Consider the following 20282-nt stretch of genomic DNA (forward strand, 5'->3'; position numbering starts at 1 on the left):
TCGTCCCTGGTTGGTTTCGATTGCCGGGGGCACGGGCATCACCTCTGACGCTCAACTCGAACTGACAGGAAACGCAGGGCCCGAATCGGCTACCGAGGGCAATTCAAGTCACAACTGAAGGCGCCTGACGCCCTCCGCTACATTCATCCAGCCTGGCGTACACCAATGGTGTACGGCCAGCGGCGGGTCGGCATCTCGCGTCATGCTGTCCGTATCCATTTAGGACCTTCGGCCGATGGGAATGGCACGGCGCACAAATGCGCCCGCCGGTCCCGGCGGCCGATGTCAGGTGACCATCCGTGACAGCCGGGAATCCCCGCCGGGTCAGCCGGCGGTCGGCTGGTGGCGGGCGGCCACCGCCACCACCAGCTCGTCCGGCCCGCCGCGCAGCCCGGTGGCACAGGTGGCCACCCGCCAGCCGCCGGCACTGAACAGCAGCCAGCCGTCCTTGGTGTCCCGGTCGTAGGTCAGTGGGGTGAATGCGGTGACGCCGACCTTGTGCAGCGACTCCAGTGCCGACCAGACCCGGGTGCCCGCCCGGTGCGGCGACTCGCCGGTCTCGGCCACGATCAGCTCGGCCAGGGCGTGGTGCGCGCCGAGCAGTTGACGCCACTCGACGGGCTCACGCTCGACGACGGTTTCCAGGTCGCAGCCCACCGGCGTACGGGCCGCCACCGCGAGGGTGTGGCCGGCGCCGTGCGCGGCCGAGATCCACCACCCGCCGCCGACCTCGGGGCGACCGTCGCGGCGGTAGCGCACCGTCGTACCGTCACCGAGCAGCCGGGACACGGCCAGCGCGGTGTGCTGCCGCCGCCACCCCCGGCGCAGGCCCGGCTCCAGCACCGCGGCCACGTCGTGGGCGGTCAGGGCGGCGAGCCTGCGGCGCAGGTACGGCCCGAGCACCTGCGCCGGCCACGGACCGGTGGCCCGGCGTACCGGCAGCGGTCGCAGCCGCAGCCCGGTCCACCGTTCCACGATCCGCCCGCCGGCCAGCGTCTCCAGGTCGAACCGGTGCACGTCGTCGTCCTCGACCCGGCGGGTCGCGCGCAGTGTCACCTGTTCGTAGGGGCCGACCCCGGCCAGCCAGATCCGGTCGACGCCCAGCGGTTGCAGCACCGTGTCCGGCGCCCAGGGGTGCAGGGCGCGCAGGAAGGCGTCCCGCACACCGGGGTCGCCGAGCACCAACGGGCCGGCGACGGCGGCGAGCGATCCCACCGCATCGCCCGCCGTCAGCTCCAGCACGCAGCCCGACGCGGTGATCTCGCGGTAGCGCAGCCGGCGGCCCGAGGCTCCCGCCTCGATGAAGAAGGCGCGGGGCGGCCGGTACGGCGCCAGGCCACCGACCCGCACCGGCGGCACCGGCAGCGCGGTCGGCACCGGCGGCCCGGCGGCCGACGGTACGGCGGACGCGGGAACGGCCGCCCGCCCGGCACCCGGGTGCCGCAGCCGGGCGTGGGCGTAGGTCACCTGACGGCCTCGGTGCTCACCGCGCAACGTGACCACGACGGCGTTGGCCACCGGCTCGGCCGCGGCGGTCAGTCGCAGCCTGACGACGTCCTCGCCGACGACGAGCGGCGCACCGAACTCGACCGCCTCGAACACCGGCGGACCCCGGTGGCCGGTGAGCGCGGCCCACCCCTGCGCCAGCGCCTCCAGCACGTGCGCGGCCGGCAGCAGCGGAGCGGTGGGGTCTCCCGGCTCGTCGAGGCCGGGCGTCTCGCCGGGGCGCAGCGTGGTCGTGGTGACCAGCAGCCGACCGGGGTCGTGGACGAGCACCGCGCGGGTGAAGCGCGCGGCGAACGTCAAGGGCTGGGTCATCCCGTCCGCTGTTGTCGCCATGCGCTGCACCGTGTCCACTCTCTGCGGTAGCGTCGCCGGCTCAGGCGAACTGCGCCTGGATCCGCTGACGCCACACCTCGTAGGCCGGTTCGGCGCCGTCGGGCGGAAGGTCCTCGCGGGCCCGCTCGGTGACCGCCGCCGCCTCCTCCGGGCTGCACCCGCAGAACACCTCGGTGGCCAGGGGCGTGTGCTCGGTGACCAGTCCGGCCCGCAGTCGTGCCTGCGCGCCGAAGGTGGCGCCCTGGGCGAGCTGCGGACGGTACCGGCCGGCGTGCACGGCGAGCTTCTTCAGGTCGTCGGGGTCGGCGCCACCGGCGTAGGTGGCCGCCAGGCCCATGCCGCTCCACAGATCGGCGTGCCGGTCGGCGTCGAAGCGAGCGATGATGTCCGCGGCGACGTCGGGATCGGCTCCGGCGACGAACCAGCTGGCCCGGCCGATGCCCTGGTCGAGCGCGCGCCGGGGGTAGTCGCCCGGCAGGTCCGGCGGCCACGCCACCGGAGCGACCGTCTGCTGGCGGACGTACCGGTCGGTCTCGAAGTAGGCCCGGTAGAAGCCCAGGCCGTCGAGGACCAGCCAGCGCAGCAGCGGGTCCGGCGCGGCCAGCGCCCGCCAGCGCCAGCGGGGGACCTTGGCGAACGCCCAGCCGATCCCCACGTAGGCCATGTAGATGTGGGGCGCGCCGGCGCCGGTCAGGAAGCGGGTGGTGCGACTGCCACCGGCCACCCCGTCCAGCACGGCGTAGCCCATGGCGGCCCCTTCGTAGGCGAAACCACGGAACTGCCGCTCGATCAGGTCGAGTCGACCGATGTCCGAATCCTCGCGGGCCTCGACCGCGGCCCGGAAACCGGTGAGGAAGCTGGCACCGACGGATTCCAGCCGCTGGCGGGCCGGCTCGTCCTTGACGTGGAATCCACGTCGGCTCATCGTCGTTTCGGCAATGTCCGGCGTCATCAGCTGCGCGCGGAGGGTACGCCACAGGCCTGCCATGAGCTCTCCCCAGGGAAGACGGACGCGATCGGGTCCGGGTCCTCGTCCGGTGTCTCCAGACGAACCGAGGCTATGGGTACGGGTTGACCTGCGCCTACTTCATAGTTGCTCTGAGTGACAGAACGATCACGGAAGGCGCTCCCTGGCTGGCCGGCGGGACGACGGCCGCCCGAACGCAATTGACGCTGCGGGCCAACCGGCTGAAAGCACGAACAAAGAAGGAATACGGTCGCCGACTGGGGCACACTCGGAAAGTCTATTCGACGTGATCACACCCAGGACGCGTCGTCGCACGTCAGAGAATTTTCTCCACGCGCAGACACTTCCACCGAAATTTACTATATCCACCCAGAGGCAATGATGCCTACCAATCGGTAAGAACCGCAATTCGCCGGGCCCCGGCGGAACGCCGCCGCCGACCAACCATTTCAGGAAGAGGGTATCGACGTGACACAGGCACCGGACGTGATCGCCGATCTCACCGCGGAGAGTGAGGCTCTCGACGCCGTCGTGGCCAAGCTGAGCGACGAGCAGTGGGAGACCGGCACCCCGGCACATGGCTGGGCGGTCCGACACCAGATCGCCCACCTGGCCGCCACCTTCCGACTCGCCGGACTCGCCGCCGCGCAACCGGCCGCCTTCCAGCAGATGACCTCCCGGCTCAGCGACGACTTCGACGCCAACGTGGCGGCCGCCATGGCCGACTTCGTCGTCGAACCACCGGCGGTCCTGCTGTCCCGGTGGCGGTCCGAACGAGCCACCGCGGAGAAGGCGCTCGCCGCGGTCCCGCCCGGCCAGATGGTGCCGTGGCTGGTCCGACCGCTGCCGGCGCCGGTGCTCGCCGCGGCCGGCATGATGGAGGTCTTCGCGCACGGCCGGGACGTCCTGGACGCGCTCGGGGTACGCCCGACCTACACCGACCGACTCGGTCACCTGGTCGGGTTCGCCGTCCGGACCTGGGACTTCGGCTATCTGGCCCGGGGACTGACGGCGCCCGACGTCCAGTTCCGCTTCGAGATCACCGCCCCGTCCGGCGCGCTCTGGGCGTTCGGGCCAGCCGACGCCGACCAGCGGATCACCGGCCCGGCCGAAGACTTCTGCCTGCTCGTCACGCGCCGGCGGCACCGGGACGACCTGGCGGTCCGGGCCGTCGGCAGCGACGCCGAGCACTGGCTCGACATCGCCCAGGCGTACCGCGGGCCGGCCGGGCCCGGCCGGCGGCCGGGGCAGTTCTCCCAGACCGATCAGGCCTGACCCGGTCAGGTCAAGCACATACCACGTGAAAGGACGTCGGATATCTGTCTCGCACAGTTCCGCCCGCCCGTCGGAACGGTGGATCGTCCCATTTACCAACGTTCCGCCGGGTGGGCTTCCGACAAACTGGTTGATCATTCCGTGGGACCGCAGCACCAATTGCTGCTGTCGCCACATACGAGGCAAGCGTCCGTTTTTCCCGGCCTGACCAGTGTCGGCGTAAAACTTGAATTGACCTGCATGATTCGCTGTTGATTACGACGCTGAGCCCGGATAGCATAACCCTGCGTCACCGCGTAACTTCCCTCCGTCAACAGTCAGTGTTTTTCCTCGCAAATAAAAGCTGGGTTAACAGAACCAGCCCGCGCGGAACGGCGTATCGCCACACGCCGACATCTGACGTCGCCACGCCACAGCCACACAAAACGTCGCCACAAGCGCAGCCATCGGATTGGGGGATGCGATGGAAGACAGTATCCAGCGAGCCGTCGGTCGGGTAATCGAAGCCATCCGGGAGGACCTAGCGGAGCAACACACCGTGGACGGCATGGCCCGAACAGCCATGTTCAGCAAGTTCCACTTCACCCGAATCTTCCAGCGCACCACCGGCATCTCCCCCGGCCGCTTCCTGATGGTCATGCGGCTGCACCGTGCCAAACAGTTGCTGCTGTCCACCTCCATGAGCATCACCGAGATCACCCACGAGGTCGGCTACGCGAGCGTGGGCACCTTCAGCTCCCGCTTCAGCAGCAGTGTGGGGGTCTCGCCGAGCACCTACCGCAGGTTGCGCGGGGTGACACCGCAGGTCCCCGTCGACAACCGGGCCGTCGCCCAACCGCCGATCCCGGCGATCCAGGGCATGGTCCACGCACCCGAGTCCGAAGAGTCCGAGGACCGGCTGACCTTCATCGGGCTCTTCCGCGACCCGGTCCCGCTCGGACGTCCGGTGCGGTGCACCGTGCTGGAGAAGCCCGGACCGTACCGGTTGGACAGTCCACCACCCGGGCAGTGGTACGTGCTGGCCTGTTCCCGCCTGCGGGGCCGCCAGGACTACTGGCAGGCCAACTGGAGCGACGACGACGCTCTGATCGGCGTCCACGGGCCGATGACCATCAGCCGTCGGCCCGGTGCCATGGAGGCCGATCTGCACCTGCGCCGAATGACCCCGCTCGACCCACCGATCCTGCTCGCCCTTCCCCTGCCCTGAGCCCGCGCTTCGGGAGCACCCCCACCGGTCCACCACCACCGTCACCTCTCACTGTCGACTTCCGCACCCGTCCCCGTCGGCACCGCACCGTCGCGGCGTACACCGGGGCGCGGAGACGCTCTCCGACACACGGACCAGATCCGCCACCGGTCCGGTGTCGACCCCACCCGCCGGCAACAGGACCGGCGCGGTCACTCGCGACATCACACCCGCCCGGCCCGCCGGATCCACCCGGTGGGCCGGTCGATGCCGGCCGCCCACCACGGGAGAGCGCCGACGGGTGCTCGGTCCCGCCGCACATGACACGTACGGAGAAGTCGCGACCGTCCCAGGCGAAGGAATAGCGCCGACCCGCCGCATGAACGGCGTCCAGATCGCCCCGAACAGCAGCCGGTGCGCACCGTGCCGCCCACCGCGAGACCTGACTGATCGACAGGCGTGACACAGCTCGGGGAACTCCGGAAACACAGGCTCGTGCTGCGGACGCACTGCTGCTATCTTCATTGACCCACGTAAGTTTCAAAACCGGACCGACGTGGCTGAGGGTGGTCCCGACACGCGCGGCGCCCGGGCCACCGAGACACAACCCGGTTCGCACCCGGGTCCGTCTTATCCGTGGCCACCGCGGTCGTTAACTGTCGACGGCACGTCCCGACACGCGCCGGAGGCAACAAGCGTCCGCGACACGGGGGAACCAAGGGGCTGGATGGTGGAAAACTTCAGCGGAGCGTCGACAGCCCGTCTCGGCGCACGGCAATGGCTGGCGATCGGCGCGCTCGGCGCGTCGTTCCTGGTGGTGGCAGCGGACAGCACCATCGTCTACGCCGCGATCCCGAGCATCCAACGGACACTGGACCTCTCCACGGCGACCGTGCAGTGGCTCATGTCCGCCTTCCTGATCAGTTTCGGCGGCGTCCTGCTGCTCAGCAGCCGGCTGGCCGAACTCTTCGGCCGACGCCGGCTGTTCACCATCGGCCTGGCGCTGATGACCGCCGCCTCGATGCTGTCGGCGGTGGCCTGGGCCGGTGAGGTGCTCATCGGCGCCCGCGTCCTGCAGGGCATCGGTGCGGCGCTGATCGCGACAACCGCGCTGCCGCTGCTCGCCATCGCTCTCGGTCCCGGTCCGGCCCGGGTCCGCGCGCTCGGCCTCTGGACGCTGATCGGCGCCTTCGGTGGCACCGCCGGACTCCTGCTCGGCGGGTTGCTCACCGACACCGTCGGGTGGCGGTGGGTGTTCCTCGTCAACGTGCCGGTGGGGATCGTCGCCGCGCTGCTGGCACCGATCCTGCCGCCCGACCGCTGCGGCGGATCCGGGCATCCGCTGGAGGTGGCGGGCGGGGTCAGCCTGGTCGGTGCCCTGACCCTGATCGGCTGGACGGTCGTCGCCGCGTTCGCTCCCGGCAGCTCGACCGGCCCGGCGCTCCTGCGGTTGGCCGCGGCGGCGGTGCTGCTGCTGCTCTTCCTGGTCATCGAGGCACGGACCGGCCGCCGCCTGGTACGCCCCGGACTCCTGCGATCCCGCACCCGGTTGGGCGGTCTGGTGGTGCTGTTCGCCGCCGGCACGCTCATCGACGCGGTGCTGCTCCTGGTCACTCTGTACGGACAGGGAGCGTTGGGGCTCTCCGCCACCAGGTTCGGCGCGTTGATGGTCGCCCTGACCCTGTCCTCGGTCGTCGGCTCGTACGTCGGTCAGGTGGTGGTGGTGCGACACGGGCTGCGGCTGGTCGCGTTGACGGGCATGTCCGTGGCCGGTGCCGGCCTGTTGGCGCTGGCCATGGTGAACGGCCCGTTGGACACCGTCGACTTCCTCAGTGTGCTGCCCGTGGTCGGCGCCGGCGCCGGCGCCGCCTTCGTCGCCGCGCAGATCGCCGTGACCCTCGGCGCCTCCGATGCCGATTCCGCGGCAGCCTCGGGCCTCAGCGATGCCTCGTTCAGCCTGGGCGGGGCGCTCGGGCTGGCCGCCGTGTCGGCCGTGCTCGTCGCGAACCAGGCCGAGCTGCCGGTGCCGATGGGCGCCGCCCTGCCGATGGCGTTCACGGTGACCGCCGGACTCGCCGCGATCGGTCTGGTCGCGGCGTTGCTGCTGATGGGCCAGCAGCGTACGCCGGTGCCCAGCCAGGGAACGTAGGGGTGAGATTTCCACCCGACCGGAGCGAGCCGATCGCCTCTACGATGGCCTGATGGCTCTCCGCAGGTACGGTCAGGACTGCTCCATCGCACGGGCTCTGGAGGTCGTCGGTGAGCGGTGGACGCTGCTCATCGTCCGCAACGCGATGGTGGGTGACTGCCGCTTCGAGTCCCTGCTCGACAGTCTCGGCATAGCCCGCAACGTGCTCGCCCAACGACTCACCACACTGGTCGAGGCCGGTGTTCTCGAACGTGTCCCCTACCGCGAGCGGCCGGTACGTCACGAGTACCGCCTCACCGAACGCGGCCGTGAACTGGCGCCCGTACTGGCCGCGTTGATGCGGTGGGGGGAGAAGAACTGCCCCACCGACCAGCCCCCGCCCAACCGGGCCCTGGTGCACGCCCGCTGCGAACACCCGGTCGAACTGGTGGTGCACTGCCCGTCCTGCGACGAGTCGATCCCGACCAGCGAGATGGTGTCTCGTCCGGTCGTACGTTCTGCCGTCGAGACCGACGACCCGCAGCCCTCGGCGGACGGGCGGCCACCGGCGGTTCTCGCGGCCACCGTTCCCGGCGTTCGCTGACCGCAGGGCAGCGCAGCCGCCGTCCATGCGGCGACGGTCGGCAACGCCGGTGCCGGTCCCAAGATCCCGGCCACCTACCATCCTGCTGTGTCGACTGCGAGCGGGCCCGGCGCCCACCACGGCCTGCTGGGCGTACTCCTCGACGCCGCCGACCGGGCACCGCAACAGGTCATCGTGCACGTTCGGGAGGACGGCACGGAGCGTACGGTCAGCTTCCGGCAGCTGCGGGACGAGTCGCTGCGGGTGGCCGGCGGCTACCGGGCCGCCGGGATCGCGCCCGGCACGCCCGCCCTCCTGCTCGCCGACGCCGGCGACGACTTCCAGCCGATGTTCTGGGGTGCGCTCGCCGCCGGACTGGTGCCGGTGCCGCTGCCACCCGAACCGAAGCGGGTACGCGCCGTGCGGGGGGTGCTGCCCGACGCCGTGCTGGTGACCGACGACGCCACCGCCGCATTGACGGACGGGCTGCCCGAGCCGGTGCTGCGGCTGGCCGACCTGCGGACCGGCACCGCACCGGCGCAGCTGCCCACCGTCGCCGGTGGTGACCTCGCCTTCCTGCAGTTCTCCTCCGGCAGCACCGGCGCGCCCCGGGGCGTGGAGCTGACCCACGACAACGTGCTGGCCAACCTCGACCAGGCCCGGTCGGCCAGCGCGGCACGCCCGGACGACGTGCTGGTCAGCTGGATGCCGTACTTCCACGACATGGGGCTGATCGGCACCCACCTCACCCCGCTCGCCATCGGCCTCAAACAGGTACGCATCCCCCCGCTGGCGTTCGCCAAGCGCCCCGCCCTCTGGTTCACCACCGCCCACCGGCACCGGGCCACCCTGCTGTCCGCGGCGAACTTCGCGCTGGCCCTGGCGGTGCGCAGGGTGCCGGCGGAAACCCTCGCCGGGCTCGACCTGAGCGCGGTGCGGTGCGTGGTGGTCGGGGCGGAACCGATCTCGCCTGCGGTCTGGCGGTCCTTCCTGGCCCACACCCGTCCCGCCGGGCTCGATCCCGCCGCGCTACGACCGGTGTACGGGCTCGCCGAGGCGACCCTCGCGGTGACCTTCCCCCCACCGGGCGAGGTGGCGGTGCCACACGTGCTGGACCGCGCCGAGTTGAGCCAGGGCCGGGCGGTGCCGACCCGGCCCGGCCCGCACGCGGTCGAACTGATGGACCTGGGCCATCCGGTGGCCGACTGCGCGGTACGCGTCGTCGACGATCACGGTCGACCGCTGGCCGACCAGCGGATCGGCCAGATCGAGGTACGCGGACCGAACGTGGCCCGGGGCTACCATCGTGATCCGCAGGCCAGCCGGGACACCTTCGTCGACGGTTGGCTGCGTACCGGCGATCTGGGTTTTCTGCGCGACGGGCGGCTCTGTGTCACCGGGCGGGCCAAGGACGTGGTGTTCGTCAACGGCCGCACCTTCCACGCCGCGGACCTGGAGACCGTGGCGGTGGCCACCCCCGGCCTGCCCGGCGAGGTGAGCGTGGTGGTCGGCGCGACCGACCCGGATTCCGGTGGGGAACGGATCGTGGTGTTCGTGCCGTGGGCCCGCCCACCGGCCGACGCCGGTACGGTGCTCGCCGCGGTGCGGGCCCGGGTGGCCGAGGCGTGCGGTCACGACGAGGTGCGGGTGCTGCCGTTGCCGCCCGGCGCGTTCGCCCGGACCACCAGCGGGAAGTTGCGCCGACGCCGGATGCGCGAACGGTACCTGGCCGGCGACTTCGCCGACCGCGAGCAGCGCTGGTGCCCGCCGGCCGCCGCGGATGTGCCGCACGACGCCCCGTCCGCCGCGCGGCCGTCCGGGGCGGAGTTGGAGGCGCTCGTCCGGGACGTCTGGGCCCGGGTGCTGGGCCGTTCACCTGCCACGATCGGCCCGCACGACCGGTTCCTGGCCATTGGCGGGTCGTCGCTCAGGGCCATGGAGGTGCTCGCCGGGCTGGAGGACGCCCTCGGTATCCCGTTGAACCCGGCGGACCTGCGGGACTGCCCCACCGTCGCCAGCCTCGCCGACCGGCTGGCCGACGCCCCACTGCGCCGGCCCACCGGTGACGCCGACAGCGTCCCGGCCCAGGCCCAGGGTCCGGTGCCGGTCGCGGTGATCGGGATGGCCTGCCGGTTTCCCGGCGCGGAGAGCCCCGAGCAGTTCTGGCAGCAGCTGGTCGACGGCGTCGACAGCGTCGACGTGGTGCCCGCGCACCGGTGGACCCCCTCGGACGGGACCGCGCGGTGGGGTTCCTTCCTCGACGATCCGATGCTCTTCGACGCCGGCTTCTTCGGCCTCACCGACGAGGAGGCGCGGCTCACCGATCCGCACGCGAGGCTGTTCCTCGAGATCGGCCACGAGGCGCTGGAACGCGCCGGGTACGCCGGGCCGCGCCGACACCGGCACCGCATCGGCGTCTTCGCGGCCGTCGGGGAGAGCGCGTACCCGCAGCTGGTGGCGGCGGACGGGGCGGCCGGCGGGGCGACGGCGCTGGTCGGGAACCTGCGCAACCTGATACCGGCCCGGTTGGCGCAGACGCTGGATCTCACCGGGCCGGCGCTCGCGGTGGACACGGCGTGCTCGTCGGCATTGGTGGCGCTGCACCTGGCGGCGCGCAGCCTGGCCGCCGGGGAGTGCGACGTCGCGGTGGTCGGCGGGGTGAACCTCAACCTCACCGAGACCGGGTACCGGCTGCTGGACGCCGCCGAGGCGCTCTCCCCCACCGGACGGTGCCGCGCCTTCGCCGCCGACGCGGACGGTTTCGTCCCCGGCGAGGGCGGGGCCGCGCTGGTGCTGCGCCGACTCGGTGACGCGCAGGTCGACGGGGACGAGGTGCTGGCCGTGGTCGCCGGGACCGCCGTCGGCAACGACGGGCGGGCGTTGAGCATGCTCGCGCCGAACCCGCACCGGCAGTGGGAGGTGATCGCGCGGGCGTACCGGGAGGCGGGCATCGACCCGGCGCAGGTGTCGTACGTGGAGGCCCACGGCACCGGCACCGAACTCGGTGACCCGGTCGAGGTCCGGTCGCTGGCGGCGGCGTACCCACCGCCCGTCGACGGGGTGCCGCGCGGACTGGGTTCGGTGAAGACGAACCTCGGTCACCTGCTCAACGCCGCCGGCCTGCCGGCCCTGGTGAAGGTGGTGCTGGCCCTGCGACACCGGTATCTGCCGCCCGCCCTGCACCACACCCGCCCGGCCGACCGCTGTGACCTCGCCGGAGCCGGCTTCGCCGTGGTCACGCAGGGGCGGCGGTGGAGCGCGCCAGGTCCCCTGATCGCCGGGGTGAACGGGTTCGGCTTCGGCGGGACGAACGCCCACGCGATCCTGCGCGAACCCCCGCCCGCCGCGCCCGGCGGGCCCGGCGGACCGGAGCTCGGCCTGGCGACCCTGAGCGCGCACTCGGTGCCGGCGCTTCGGCAGGCGGCTCGGGACCTCGCCGCTCACCTGCGGGCGCATCCGCACCTGGCCGAGGCGGACGTCTGTGCCAGCGCCGGCACCGCCCGCGACGACGCCGCGTACCGGCTGTCGGTGGTCGCCGACGGCGAGCTGGCCGTCCGGCTCGACCGGGCCGCCGACACGCTGGGCGAGCAGATCGCGCCGGTCAGCCGGCGACCCCGCACGGTGTTCGTCCTCACCAACGAAGGCGCCACGGTGCCACCGGCGGCGGTACGTGACCTCTACGACCGGCTGCCGGCCTTCCGCGACCGACTCACCGAGGTCACCGCCCCGACGGTACGGGGCCGACCGCTGCTGACCTGGTGCCTGAACGGCGCCGACGATCCGCAGGTCGCCCGGCAGGTGGCGGTGGCGGTCGGGCTCGCCCTGGTCGGTCAGCTCACCGCCTGGGGCGTACAGCCGGACCGGCTGCTCGGCGTCGGCGTCGGCGACCTGGCGGCAGCGGCCGCCCGGGGCGAACTGGACCCGGCGGAGGCGATCCGCCGCGCCGCCACGGCCACCCCACCGACCGAGCCGGAGCTGCGCGTCGCGCTGAAGCAGCTGTGCGCCGACGGGTACGACACCTTCGTCGACCTGGGCGTCTCGGGCCGGCTGCACGCCGTGTCGCCGCACGTCGGGGTCGACCCGGCGCGGGTGTTGACCGTACTGGAGGGGCCGCAGGCCACCGGGGCTCTGCTGGCGGCGGTGGGACAGCTGTGGGCCCTCGGTGGCCCGCTGGACCGGGCCGCGCTGCACGCCGGTCGACGGCGGGTGCCGGTGCCGACGTACCCGTTCCAACGACGGTCCCATCCGCCGTCACCGGTGCTGCCCCTGCACCGGGTCACCTGGCGGGAGACGCCGTCGACCACCGGCGAGCCGGGGGCCGGGGTCGGCCGCGACCTGCCGGGCCGGGTGCGGTTGCGCGGCCCGGGTGCCGACGGTGACCTGGCCGCCCGACTCGCCACGGCGCTGCGCGACCGCGGCGTCACCGTCCAGGTCGCACCGCAGGTCGACGACGGTACGCCACCGGAGCTGACCGTGTTGCTGGCCGGTGCCGCGGTCGACCTGTCCGACGTGGCCGACCTCGATCGCGCCGTGGCCGCGCAGGTGCGCACGGTGCGTGCCCTGGTCGACGAGCCGGACACCCGGCTGGGTCGGCTGCTCGTGGTCACCGAGGACGTCCAGGTCACCGGGCACGACGAGCGTCCCCGGCCGGTGCAGGCGGTGCTGGGTGGGCTGTGCGCGGCGTTGGCCGACGAGCGACCGGGCCTGCGTGCCCGGGTGGTCGACCTGTCCAGTGTGGACGACGCGACGGTCCGGGTGGAGTCGGTGTGCCGGGAGTTGTCCGACCTGCACCGGGCCGAGGCCACGGCGCACCCCGCCGACCAGGTGACCGGGCTGGCCTGGCGGGCCGGACGCCGACTCGAACGGCACCTGGTGTCGGTGTCGGTCCCGGTTACGCAGTCGGGTGCGGCGCACTCCGATGACGTGCACGTGATCCTCGGCGGTGGTGGCGGGCTCGGCGCCGAGTTGGCCCGTACCCTCGCTCGCCGGGGACGACCCACCCTGCTGCTGGCCGGGCGGTCGGCCCAGGCCCCGGCGGGCCTGCTCGACGAGTTGGCCGCGGCCGGCGCCACCGCGACGTACCGGCGGTGCGACGTGACCGTGCCGGCCGACGTCGACACGCTGTTCGCCGGGCTGCCCCCGGTAGGGACCGTCTGGCATGCCGCCGGCACGGTCCGGGTCGGCACCCTGGCGGCGAAGTCGATGCCCGAGATCCTGGCGGTGCTGGCGCCCAAGGTACGCGGCAGCTACCTGGTGGCGGAGTCACTGCGGCGGCACGGTCACGACCGGGCGGCGCTTGTCGGTTTCTCCTCGGTCAGCGCGGTGCTGCCCGGTCTGGCCGCCGCGATCGGCGACTACGCGGCGGCCAACGCCTTCCTCGACGCCTTCGCCGCCGCCCAGCGGGTGACCGGTCGCCCCTTCCAGGCCGTCGGTCTCGCCGCCGTCAGCGACACGGGGATGGCGGCCCGAGGCGGTGCCCGCCACGACATCGCCGGCTCGCTGACCGCGCGGGTCGCGCTGGACGCGTTGCTGGCTGCCCGGGACGTCGACGCCGCCCACCTGATCGTCGCGGACCGGCAACCGTCGACCGCGCCCCCGGCGGGCGTCGCGCGACGGGGTCAACACGTCGATGGCCGCGCGCAGGCACACGCCGGTCGGGCCGACCAGCCGGTCGACCCCGAAACCGTCGAGGTCGCCAAGGTCGGCGGTGTTTCGGCCATCAAGCCGGCACGTCATCAGAATTCGGACGTCGAGGAGTTGGCGCGGCTGCTGCGCCGGCTGCTCGCGGAGCCCTTGCACCGCCCGGGTGACCAGATCGCCGACGACGACTCGTTCCTCGCCCTCGGCCTGGACTCGCTGGCCGCGGTCGACCTGGTCAAACGGCTGGGGGACGAACTCGGCCGGCAACTGCCGGTCACCCTGTTCTTCGAGTACACCACGATCGCCACGCTGGCCGCCGCGCTGGCGGAAACCGTCCCGGGGCAGCCTGCGGCCCACCAGGCCGGCGCGCTGGCGGAAACCGCCCCAGGGCAGCCCTCGGGCCACCTGGCCGCGCCCCCGTCGACGGTGGCACGACCGGCGGCGGGCGAGGGGTCACCGACCGGTCCGCTCGCCGATGGGGAACCGTTCGCTCTCACGGCGGTGCAGCGGGCCTGGTTCGTCAACGAACGACTGCACCCGAGCGTGGCCGGGTACGCCTTCGTCCGGCAGACGGTCGCGGGGCCGCTCGACGTACGGCTGCTCGACCGGGCTCTGACCGGCCTCGTGGCCCGGCATCCGATGCTGCGGGTGCGCTTCCTCGCCGACGTCACCGCCCCCCGGCAGGTGATCGTGCCGCCGGCCGCCGCCGCCATCAGCCTGGACGTACGGCCACTGAACGGCGAGCTGGCCGCGCTGGAGGAGCAGCTCTGCAACACGCCTGTGGATCTGACCCGGCAACCGCCGCTGCGGGCGGTACTCGCCCAGGAACGATCCGACCGCGCGCACCTGATCCTGGTGCTGCACCACGCCGCCGCCGACGGGTTCAGCCTCAACCTGCTCAGCGAACAACTCTGGGCGGACTACAGCGCACTGGTGACGGGACACACCCGGACGGTGCTGCCCGCCACCGGCAGCTTCGCCTCCTTCGCCGCTGACCTCGCCCCGCCAGACGAGACGGATCTGGCCTACTGGCGTCGGAGGTTCGACGATCCGGGGTGGACGCTGCGGCTGCCGTACGACGGCGACCCGGCGGGCCTGCCCGCCCCGCCCTGCGTCACCCACGCCGAGGAACTGGACGCCGCGCTCGTGGCGCGGCTGCGCGAGCGGGCCGCCGACGCCGGTGTCTCCCTGTTCCACCTGCTGCTCGCCGGGTATCTGCGGTGCCTGGCGAGGTGGAGCGGGCAGCGTCGGGTGCCGGTCAACGTGGCGCGGGCCGGCCGGGACGCCCGGATGCCCGGCATCGAAAGGCTCGTCGGTCCGTTCGCCGACACCCTGCCCATGCTGGTCGAGGTGGACCCGACCGAGCCGGTTGCCCGGCTGGCCGACCACCTCCGGCAATCCTGGACCGAGGCACAGCGACACGGCTCGGTGTCCAGTCTGGACCTTGCCCGGCTGCTCCCCGCAACCGACAGCGGCCCGCGTACCGCCAGCCCGGCCGGGTTCAGCTACGCCCGGTTCCCGGTCGACACCGATCCCGACTGCCCGGTGACGGTCACCCCGACGGCGGCCGGCTCCGGTTCCGCCGCCACCGGGCTCAGCCTGCTGTGGTGGGAATCCGGGGCGACGCTGCGGCTGTCCTGGAACTTCCCGCTGCGGTTGTTCCGGCGGCAGACGGTGACCCGGCTCGCCGCCGAGCACCACCAGGAACTTGTCGACCTCGCCGCCGGGCGGCAGCGGGCCGGCGACCAGGATCGCAGCGTACGACCGGAGCCCGCCGCCGGGGATGTCAGCGCCCGGATCCGGGCGGTCTGCCGGCGCACCCCGGACGCGACGGCGATCACCGACGGCCGACGTACGGTGACCTACCGGGACCTGGACCGGGCCGCCGACCGGGTGGCGGCGCTGCTGCTCGCCCACGGCGTACGCCCCGGCGAGCATGTCGGGCTGCTCACCGCCCCCGGCCCGAATTCCATCATCGGGGTGGTCGGCATCCTGCGCGCGGCAGCCGCCTGGGTGCCGCTGGACGCCGCCCATCCCCCGGCCCGGCTCAACGGCCAACTACGCCGCGCCCGCGTTCGGGTGGTACTGCACGACGACGACTGCGCGGCCCCGGCCGCCCGACTCGACGGCACAGCGGTCCAACTCGACGGCCCGATGACCCAGCTCGACGGTCCGATGCCCCGGCTGGACGGCTCGGCGGTCCCGCTCGACGGCCCGGCCACCCGGCTAGGCGCGGACGTGGCCGGGGCTCCGACGGTCGGACCGGACGACACCGCGTACGTGATCTTCACGTCGGGTTCAACGGGGCGGCCGAAGGGGGTGCCGATCACCCACCGGTCCATGACGAACTACCTCGACTGGGCCATCGACACGTTCGGCTATCACGCCGGTGACCGGCTGGCCCAGACCTCGTCGATCTGCTTCGACGCCTCCGTCCGGCAGATCCTCGCGCCGCTGCTGGTCGGGGCCACGGTGGTCACCTTCGCCCGGGCGGAACTGCGCGACCCGCAGGTGCTGCTGTCCCGGTTGGAACGGGACCGGCTCACCGTGTGGAGTTCGGTGCCCACCCTCTGGGAGCGGCTGCTGCGGGCCGCCGAGGACCGCACCGCCCGTGAGGGCGTACGGCCGGATCTGAAGGCCCTGCGGTGGGTGCACGTCGGCGGGGAGGAGTTGTCGCCGGTGCCGGTACGCCGCTGGTTCGACCTGTTCGGCGACGGCTGCCGGATCACCAACCTGTACGGCCCCACCGAGGCGACGATCAACACCACCTGGCATCTGATCGACGACCGCCCCGATGAGACGGTACGCCGGCTGCCGATCGGCCGACCCGTCGGCGGGGCCCGGATCCGTGTGGTCGATCCGCACGGTGACCCCTGCCCGCCCGGGACAGCCGGTGAGCTGCTGATCGGCGGCGTCGGCGTCACCGCCGGCTACCTCGACGAGCCCGCGTTGACCGTTGCCGCCTTCACCCGGCTCGACGGCGAACGGTACTACCGCAGCGGCGACCAGGTCCGCGCCACCGCTGACGGCACCCTGGAGTTCCTCGGCCGGCTCGACGACCAGGTGAAGATCCACGGGCACCGGCTGGAGCCCGGCGAGATCGAGGCGGTGCTGCGTACCCATCCGGCGGTGACCGCCGCGACGGTGCTGCACCAGGCCGAGCCGCACCCACGGCTGCACGCCTTTGTCGCCCCCACGCCGGGAACCGGGCCCACGGTGGCCCAGTTGCGCGAACATCTTGCCGCCCGGCTGCCGGAGCCGCTGGTTCCGGCGCGCATCCATCTGCTCGACACGCTTCCGTTGACCGTCACCGGGAAGGTCGACCGGGACCGGCTGCGTGCACTCGGCGGCTTCGCACCCGCCGCCGGCCCCAAGCACCTCCCGACACCCGCCGCTCCGGAGCGGCTTGCGGCACCCGTCGGTGCGGACGCCGCTGCCGGCGGATACACCGCAACCGAGGCGAGGCTGGCCCGTATCTGGGGTGAACTGCTCGACCTGCCGACGATCGCGCCCGACGACGACTTCTTCGCCCTCGGCGGCGACTCCATCCTGGTGCTGGAGGTCTTCGCCCGCGTCCAAGAACAGTTCCCGGCCACGCCGAGCCCCACCGTCATCTACCAGCACCGAACCCTGCGGGACCTCGCCGCCGAGATCGACGCCACCACCGCCACGCGCCGGACCACCGACGACACGGGCCGCAGCACCGCAGCCACGGACCGGGTCACCGGCCCGGTGGACGCCGGTCCGGGCGGGCCCTACCCGGTGACGGCCACCCAGCGCGGTTTCCTGCTCGCCGACGCCATCGCACCGGGCGACGGCACCGCCTGGCTGGCCCGGCTACGACTGCGCGGCCGGCTACGTCGCGACGTCTTCCAACGCGCCGTCGACCTGCTGGTAGCCCGGCACCCGATGCTGCGTACCGTCTTTCCCACCGGGGCCCGTCCCCCGGTACAGCAGGAACTTCCCGCCTCGCTACGGCTGCCGGTCGGCTACCGGGCGGTCGCCGGCCCCGCCGAGGTTGGCACCCTGGTCGCCGAGGAGCGCCGCCGTCGCTTCGAGCCGTGGGCCTGGCCGCTGCTGCGACTGCAACTGCTGGGGCTCGCCCCCGACGACCACATCCTGCTGGTGCACGGCCACCACCTGATCGGTGACGGCTACAGCGCCGCCCTGCTCGGCCAGGAACTGCTGACGGTTTACCACCGGCTGGTGGCCGACCAGCCCGACGGACTGCCTCCGCTGCGCACCCACTTCCGCGACTATGTCGAACTGCTGGCCGACCGGGCCGCCGGCCCACCCGACCCGGACGCCCACGGCTGGTGGCGCGGACGCTTCGGCACCCCGTACCGGCCGCCGGTGCTGCCCGCCCTCGGCAGCGCGCCCGACCCGGGCGGTACGTCCGAGCCGGTCTGCGGCTTCACCCTGGACGGGACCGTGGTCGCCGGGCTGCGCCGGCTGGCCGCCTCGGCGGCGACCACCCTGTACGCCCCGGTGCTGACCGCGTACCACCGGGCGGTGGCCCGGTTCACCGGACAGGACGATCTGGTCTTCGGCCTGGCGCTGACCGGTCGGGATCATCCGCTGCCGGACCTGCACCGGATCTTCGGCCCGTGCGCGGCGATGCTGCCGCTACGGCTGGAGGGCTCGGCCGGCTTCGCCGAACAGCTCGCCCACGTCGGGGCCGAGGTCGCTACTGCCCGCCGGTACGACGACCCGCCGTCGATCGCGGCAGCCGTGCCCACCGGCCCGGGCGGCACGCCCATCGGAGCGCAGTTCTTCTTCAGCTTCCTGGACTTCTCCGCCCGCACCGCGCCACCGGCCGCCGCAGCGGATGCGGCATCGCGCGACGTCGTCGATGCGCCGTCGCGAACGGTACTCGACACGCCGCCTCCCGTGCCGAGCGATGCCGATCGGCTCAGCCTCGACTGGGACGCCGACAGCGAACTGGCGCCACCGCCCCTCGGGACCGACCTGTTCCTGACCGCGCGCCCCGAGGGGGACGGGCTCCGGGTCACCCTGCGCGGCTGTCCCGCCACAGTCACCCCGGCCGAGCTGCGCCGGCTCGCCGACTGGCTCCGCGCCGACCTGACCGCCGCCGCCGCGCACACCGACCCGGCCCGTCGGGACCAGACGGCCACGCCTGCCGTGGTCACTGGTGACGCCGCCAGCGTGCCGGCGACGACGGCCATTCCCGGCCGACCGCCCAGGCTGGCCGCGGCCATCGTCGGCTACCTGCCGCCGCCGGCCCAGCTCGCCGCGATCGCCGGGCTGCCCGCCGGCAGCCTGCCCCGGGACCAGCTACGCGAGCTGCTCTTTCCTGGTGGCCGTCCGCGTCTGCTGGAGCAGCTGACCACGCCGCTGGGCGTCTCCGGCTTCGTCTGCCTGCCCCGGTTCGCCGACGAGCTGACCGCCGCCGGGGACGCCCTCGCCGACGAGACCGCCGAGGCGGTGGACCTGGCCGCCCGCCTCGGCGCCCGCTGCGTGTCGCTGGCCGGGATGATTCCCGCCCGCACCGGCTACGGCCTCGGGGTGCTGCGCCGTACCCGCAGCGGGGTGGCGGTGACCACCGGCCATGCCGTCACCGTCGTCTCCGTCGTCCGCACGGTGCAGGCCGCGCTGGCCGCCACCGGGCGCAGCCTTGCCGGTCGCGACCTCGTCGTGGTCGGTCTCGGTTCGATCGGGTTCTCCGCGCTGCGGCTGTTGCTTTCCCGGGCCGACCAGCCGCCCGCCCGACTCGTGCTCTGCGACGTTCCTGCCGCCGCGCCCCGACTGGGCGAGCACGCCGCGCGACTGCGGGCGGAAGGCTTCGCCGGCACCATCGAGGTGTGCCCGTCGGCACCGGGAATCGCCCCGGCCGGCTACACGGCGGACGTGATCATTGCGGCGACGAGCGCGGCCGCCGCACCGATCGAGGTCGACCGGCTGGCACCCGGCACCATCGTGGTGGACGACTCGTTCCCGCCCGCCCTGGACACCGCAAAGGCCCTGACCCGGATGCGCCGCGACCACGACATCCTGGTGGTCGGCGGTGGGCTTCTGCACGTCGGCGAGACCGAACGCGACATACCCGGCGACCTGCCGCCGGTGCCGGTCGACGGCAACGTGCTCGGGCTGCCCGGGACGATCGCCTCCTGCCGGTTGGAATCGCTCCTGTGGTCGACCGCTGCGGACCTGCCGCTGGTGCACGGCCTGGTGGACGACGCAACCGCGGCGGCGTACGCGCGGGCGCTCACCGAGGCCGGCATCGACGCCGCGCCCTTGCATCTGCTGCACCACCCGATCGGGTCGGAGTTGCTCGGGAGGTTCGGACGCTGACCGCGCGACCCGCCGAGGCGAGACCGGCCGAGGCGACGCCGGCCGAGTGGCGATGGCCGACCCCGACGGCAACGAATTCTGCGCCCTGATTGCCTGACGCGTAGTCGCCCTACAGCGCCGACGGAGTGAATGGGGTTCCACCTCCACCCCCTTCCACCGGCCTCCTTTGCTCTGCTTCAACCCACGCACCGGTTTGCTGCCGAACCCGATGCGTGGGTTGAAGCAGAGCAAAGGGGCCACAACCCATAAGCGGGCCTGCGGACATGCGAACCTGCGGACATGCGGGCCTGGCTGGCGCGGGTAGGACGGTTTGGCGGGATGTGGAAGCCGTTTCGGCGGTATGGCGGTATCC

Annotated in this window: 6 protein-coding genes and 3 pseudogenes; 7 read left to right on the forward strand and 2 right to left on the reverse strand. The window is 73.0% G+C overall.

Features of this window, described 5'->3' with window-relative positions; genetic code table 11:
- Positions 1-324: 324 nt before the first annotated feature.
- Positions 325-1839: a polyketide synthase dehydratase domain-containing protein gene (locus JMF97_RS26290; RefSeq protein WP_203223961.1), complete on the reverse strand. Its 1515-nt coding sequence runs from the start codon at positions 1837-1839 to the stop codon at positions 325-327.
- A gap of 40 nt (positions 1840-1879) precedes the next feature.
- Positions 1880-2827: a DUF1702 family protein gene (locus tag JMF97_RS26295; protein WP_203223962.1), complete on the reverse strand. Its 948-nt coding sequence runs from the start codon at positions 2825-2827 to the stop codon at positions 1880-1882.
- 447 nt (positions 2828-3274) lie between these two features.
- On the opposite strand from JMF97_RS26295, the gene JMF97_RS26300 reads away from it, so the two are divergent.
- The 7 genes and pseudogenes from JMF97_RS26300 to JMF97_RS32405 all read left to right on the forward strand — a co-directional run.
- A complete protein-coding gene (locus tag JMF97_RS26300) occupies positions 3275-4081 on the forward strand; it encodes a TIGR03084 family metal-binding protein (protein ID WP_203223963.1) in 807 nt (268 codons plus the stop codon).
- 463 nt (positions 4082-4544) lie between these two features.
- Complete coding sequence (locus tag JMF97_RS26305; protein ID WP_043720630.1) at positions 4545-5288, forward strand: helix-turn-helix domain-containing protein; 744 nt, start codon at positions 4545-4547, stop codon at positions 5286-5288.
- A 706-nt stretch (positions 5289-5994) separates the two neighbouring features.
- Complete coding sequence (locus tag JMF97_RS26310; protein ID WP_203223964.1) at positions 5995-7416, forward strand: MFS transporter; 1422 nt, start codon at positions 5995-5997, stop codon at positions 7414-7416.
- 52 nt (positions 7417-7468) lie between these two features.
- Entirely contained in the window at positions 7469-7999 is a 531-nt protein-coding gene (locus JMF97_RS26315; protein ID WP_203223965.1) for a winged helix-turn-helix transcriptional regulator, read from the forward strand.
- Between the two features lie 87 nt (positions 8000-8086).
- Positions 8087-15079: pseudogene (locus JMF97_RS32395) on the forward strand (SDR family NAD(P)-dependent oxidoreductase); the annotation flags it as partial.
- Between the two features lie 402 nt (positions 15080-15481).
- Positions 15482-16705: pseudogene (locus JMF97_RS32400) on the forward strand (amino acid adenylation domain-containing protein); the annotation flags it as partial.
- 21 nt (positions 16706-16726) lie between these two features.
- A pseudogene (locus JMF97_RS32405) lies at positions 16727-19930 on the forward strand (condensation domain-containing protein); the annotation flags it as partial.
- Positions 19931-20282 lie beyond the last annotated feature (352 nt).

Origin of the sequence: Micromonospora fiedleri (assembly GCF_016774385.1) — a bacterium.
GTDB lineage: Bacteria > Actinomycetota > Actinomycetes > Mycobacteriales > Micromonosporaceae > Micromonospora > Micromonospora gifhornensis.

What these genes read in the sequence shown, in the direction of transcription:
- JMF97_RS26290 (WP_203223961.1), bottom strand. Translation starts at nt 1,839, where the DNA reads ATGGCGACAACAGCGGACGGGATGACCCAGCCCTTGACGTTCGCCGCG.
- JMF97_RS26295 (WP_203223962.1), bottom strand. Translation starts at nt 2,827, where the DNA reads ATGGCAGGCCTGTGGCGTACCCTCCGCGCGCAGCTGATGACGCCGGAC.
- JMF97_RS26305 (WP_043720630.1), top strand. Translation starts at nt 4,545, where the DNA reads ATGGAAGACAGTATCCAGCGAGCCGTCGGTCGGGTAATCGAAGCCATC.
- JMF97_RS26310 (WP_203223964.1), top strand. Translation starts at nt 5,995, where the DNA reads ATGGTGGAAAACTTCAGCGGAGCGTCGACAGCCCGTCTCGGCGCACGG.
- JMF97_RS26315 (WP_203223965.1), top strand. Translation starts at nt 7,469, where the DNA reads ATGGCTCTCCGCAGGTACGGTCAGGACTGCTCCATCGCACGGGCTCTG.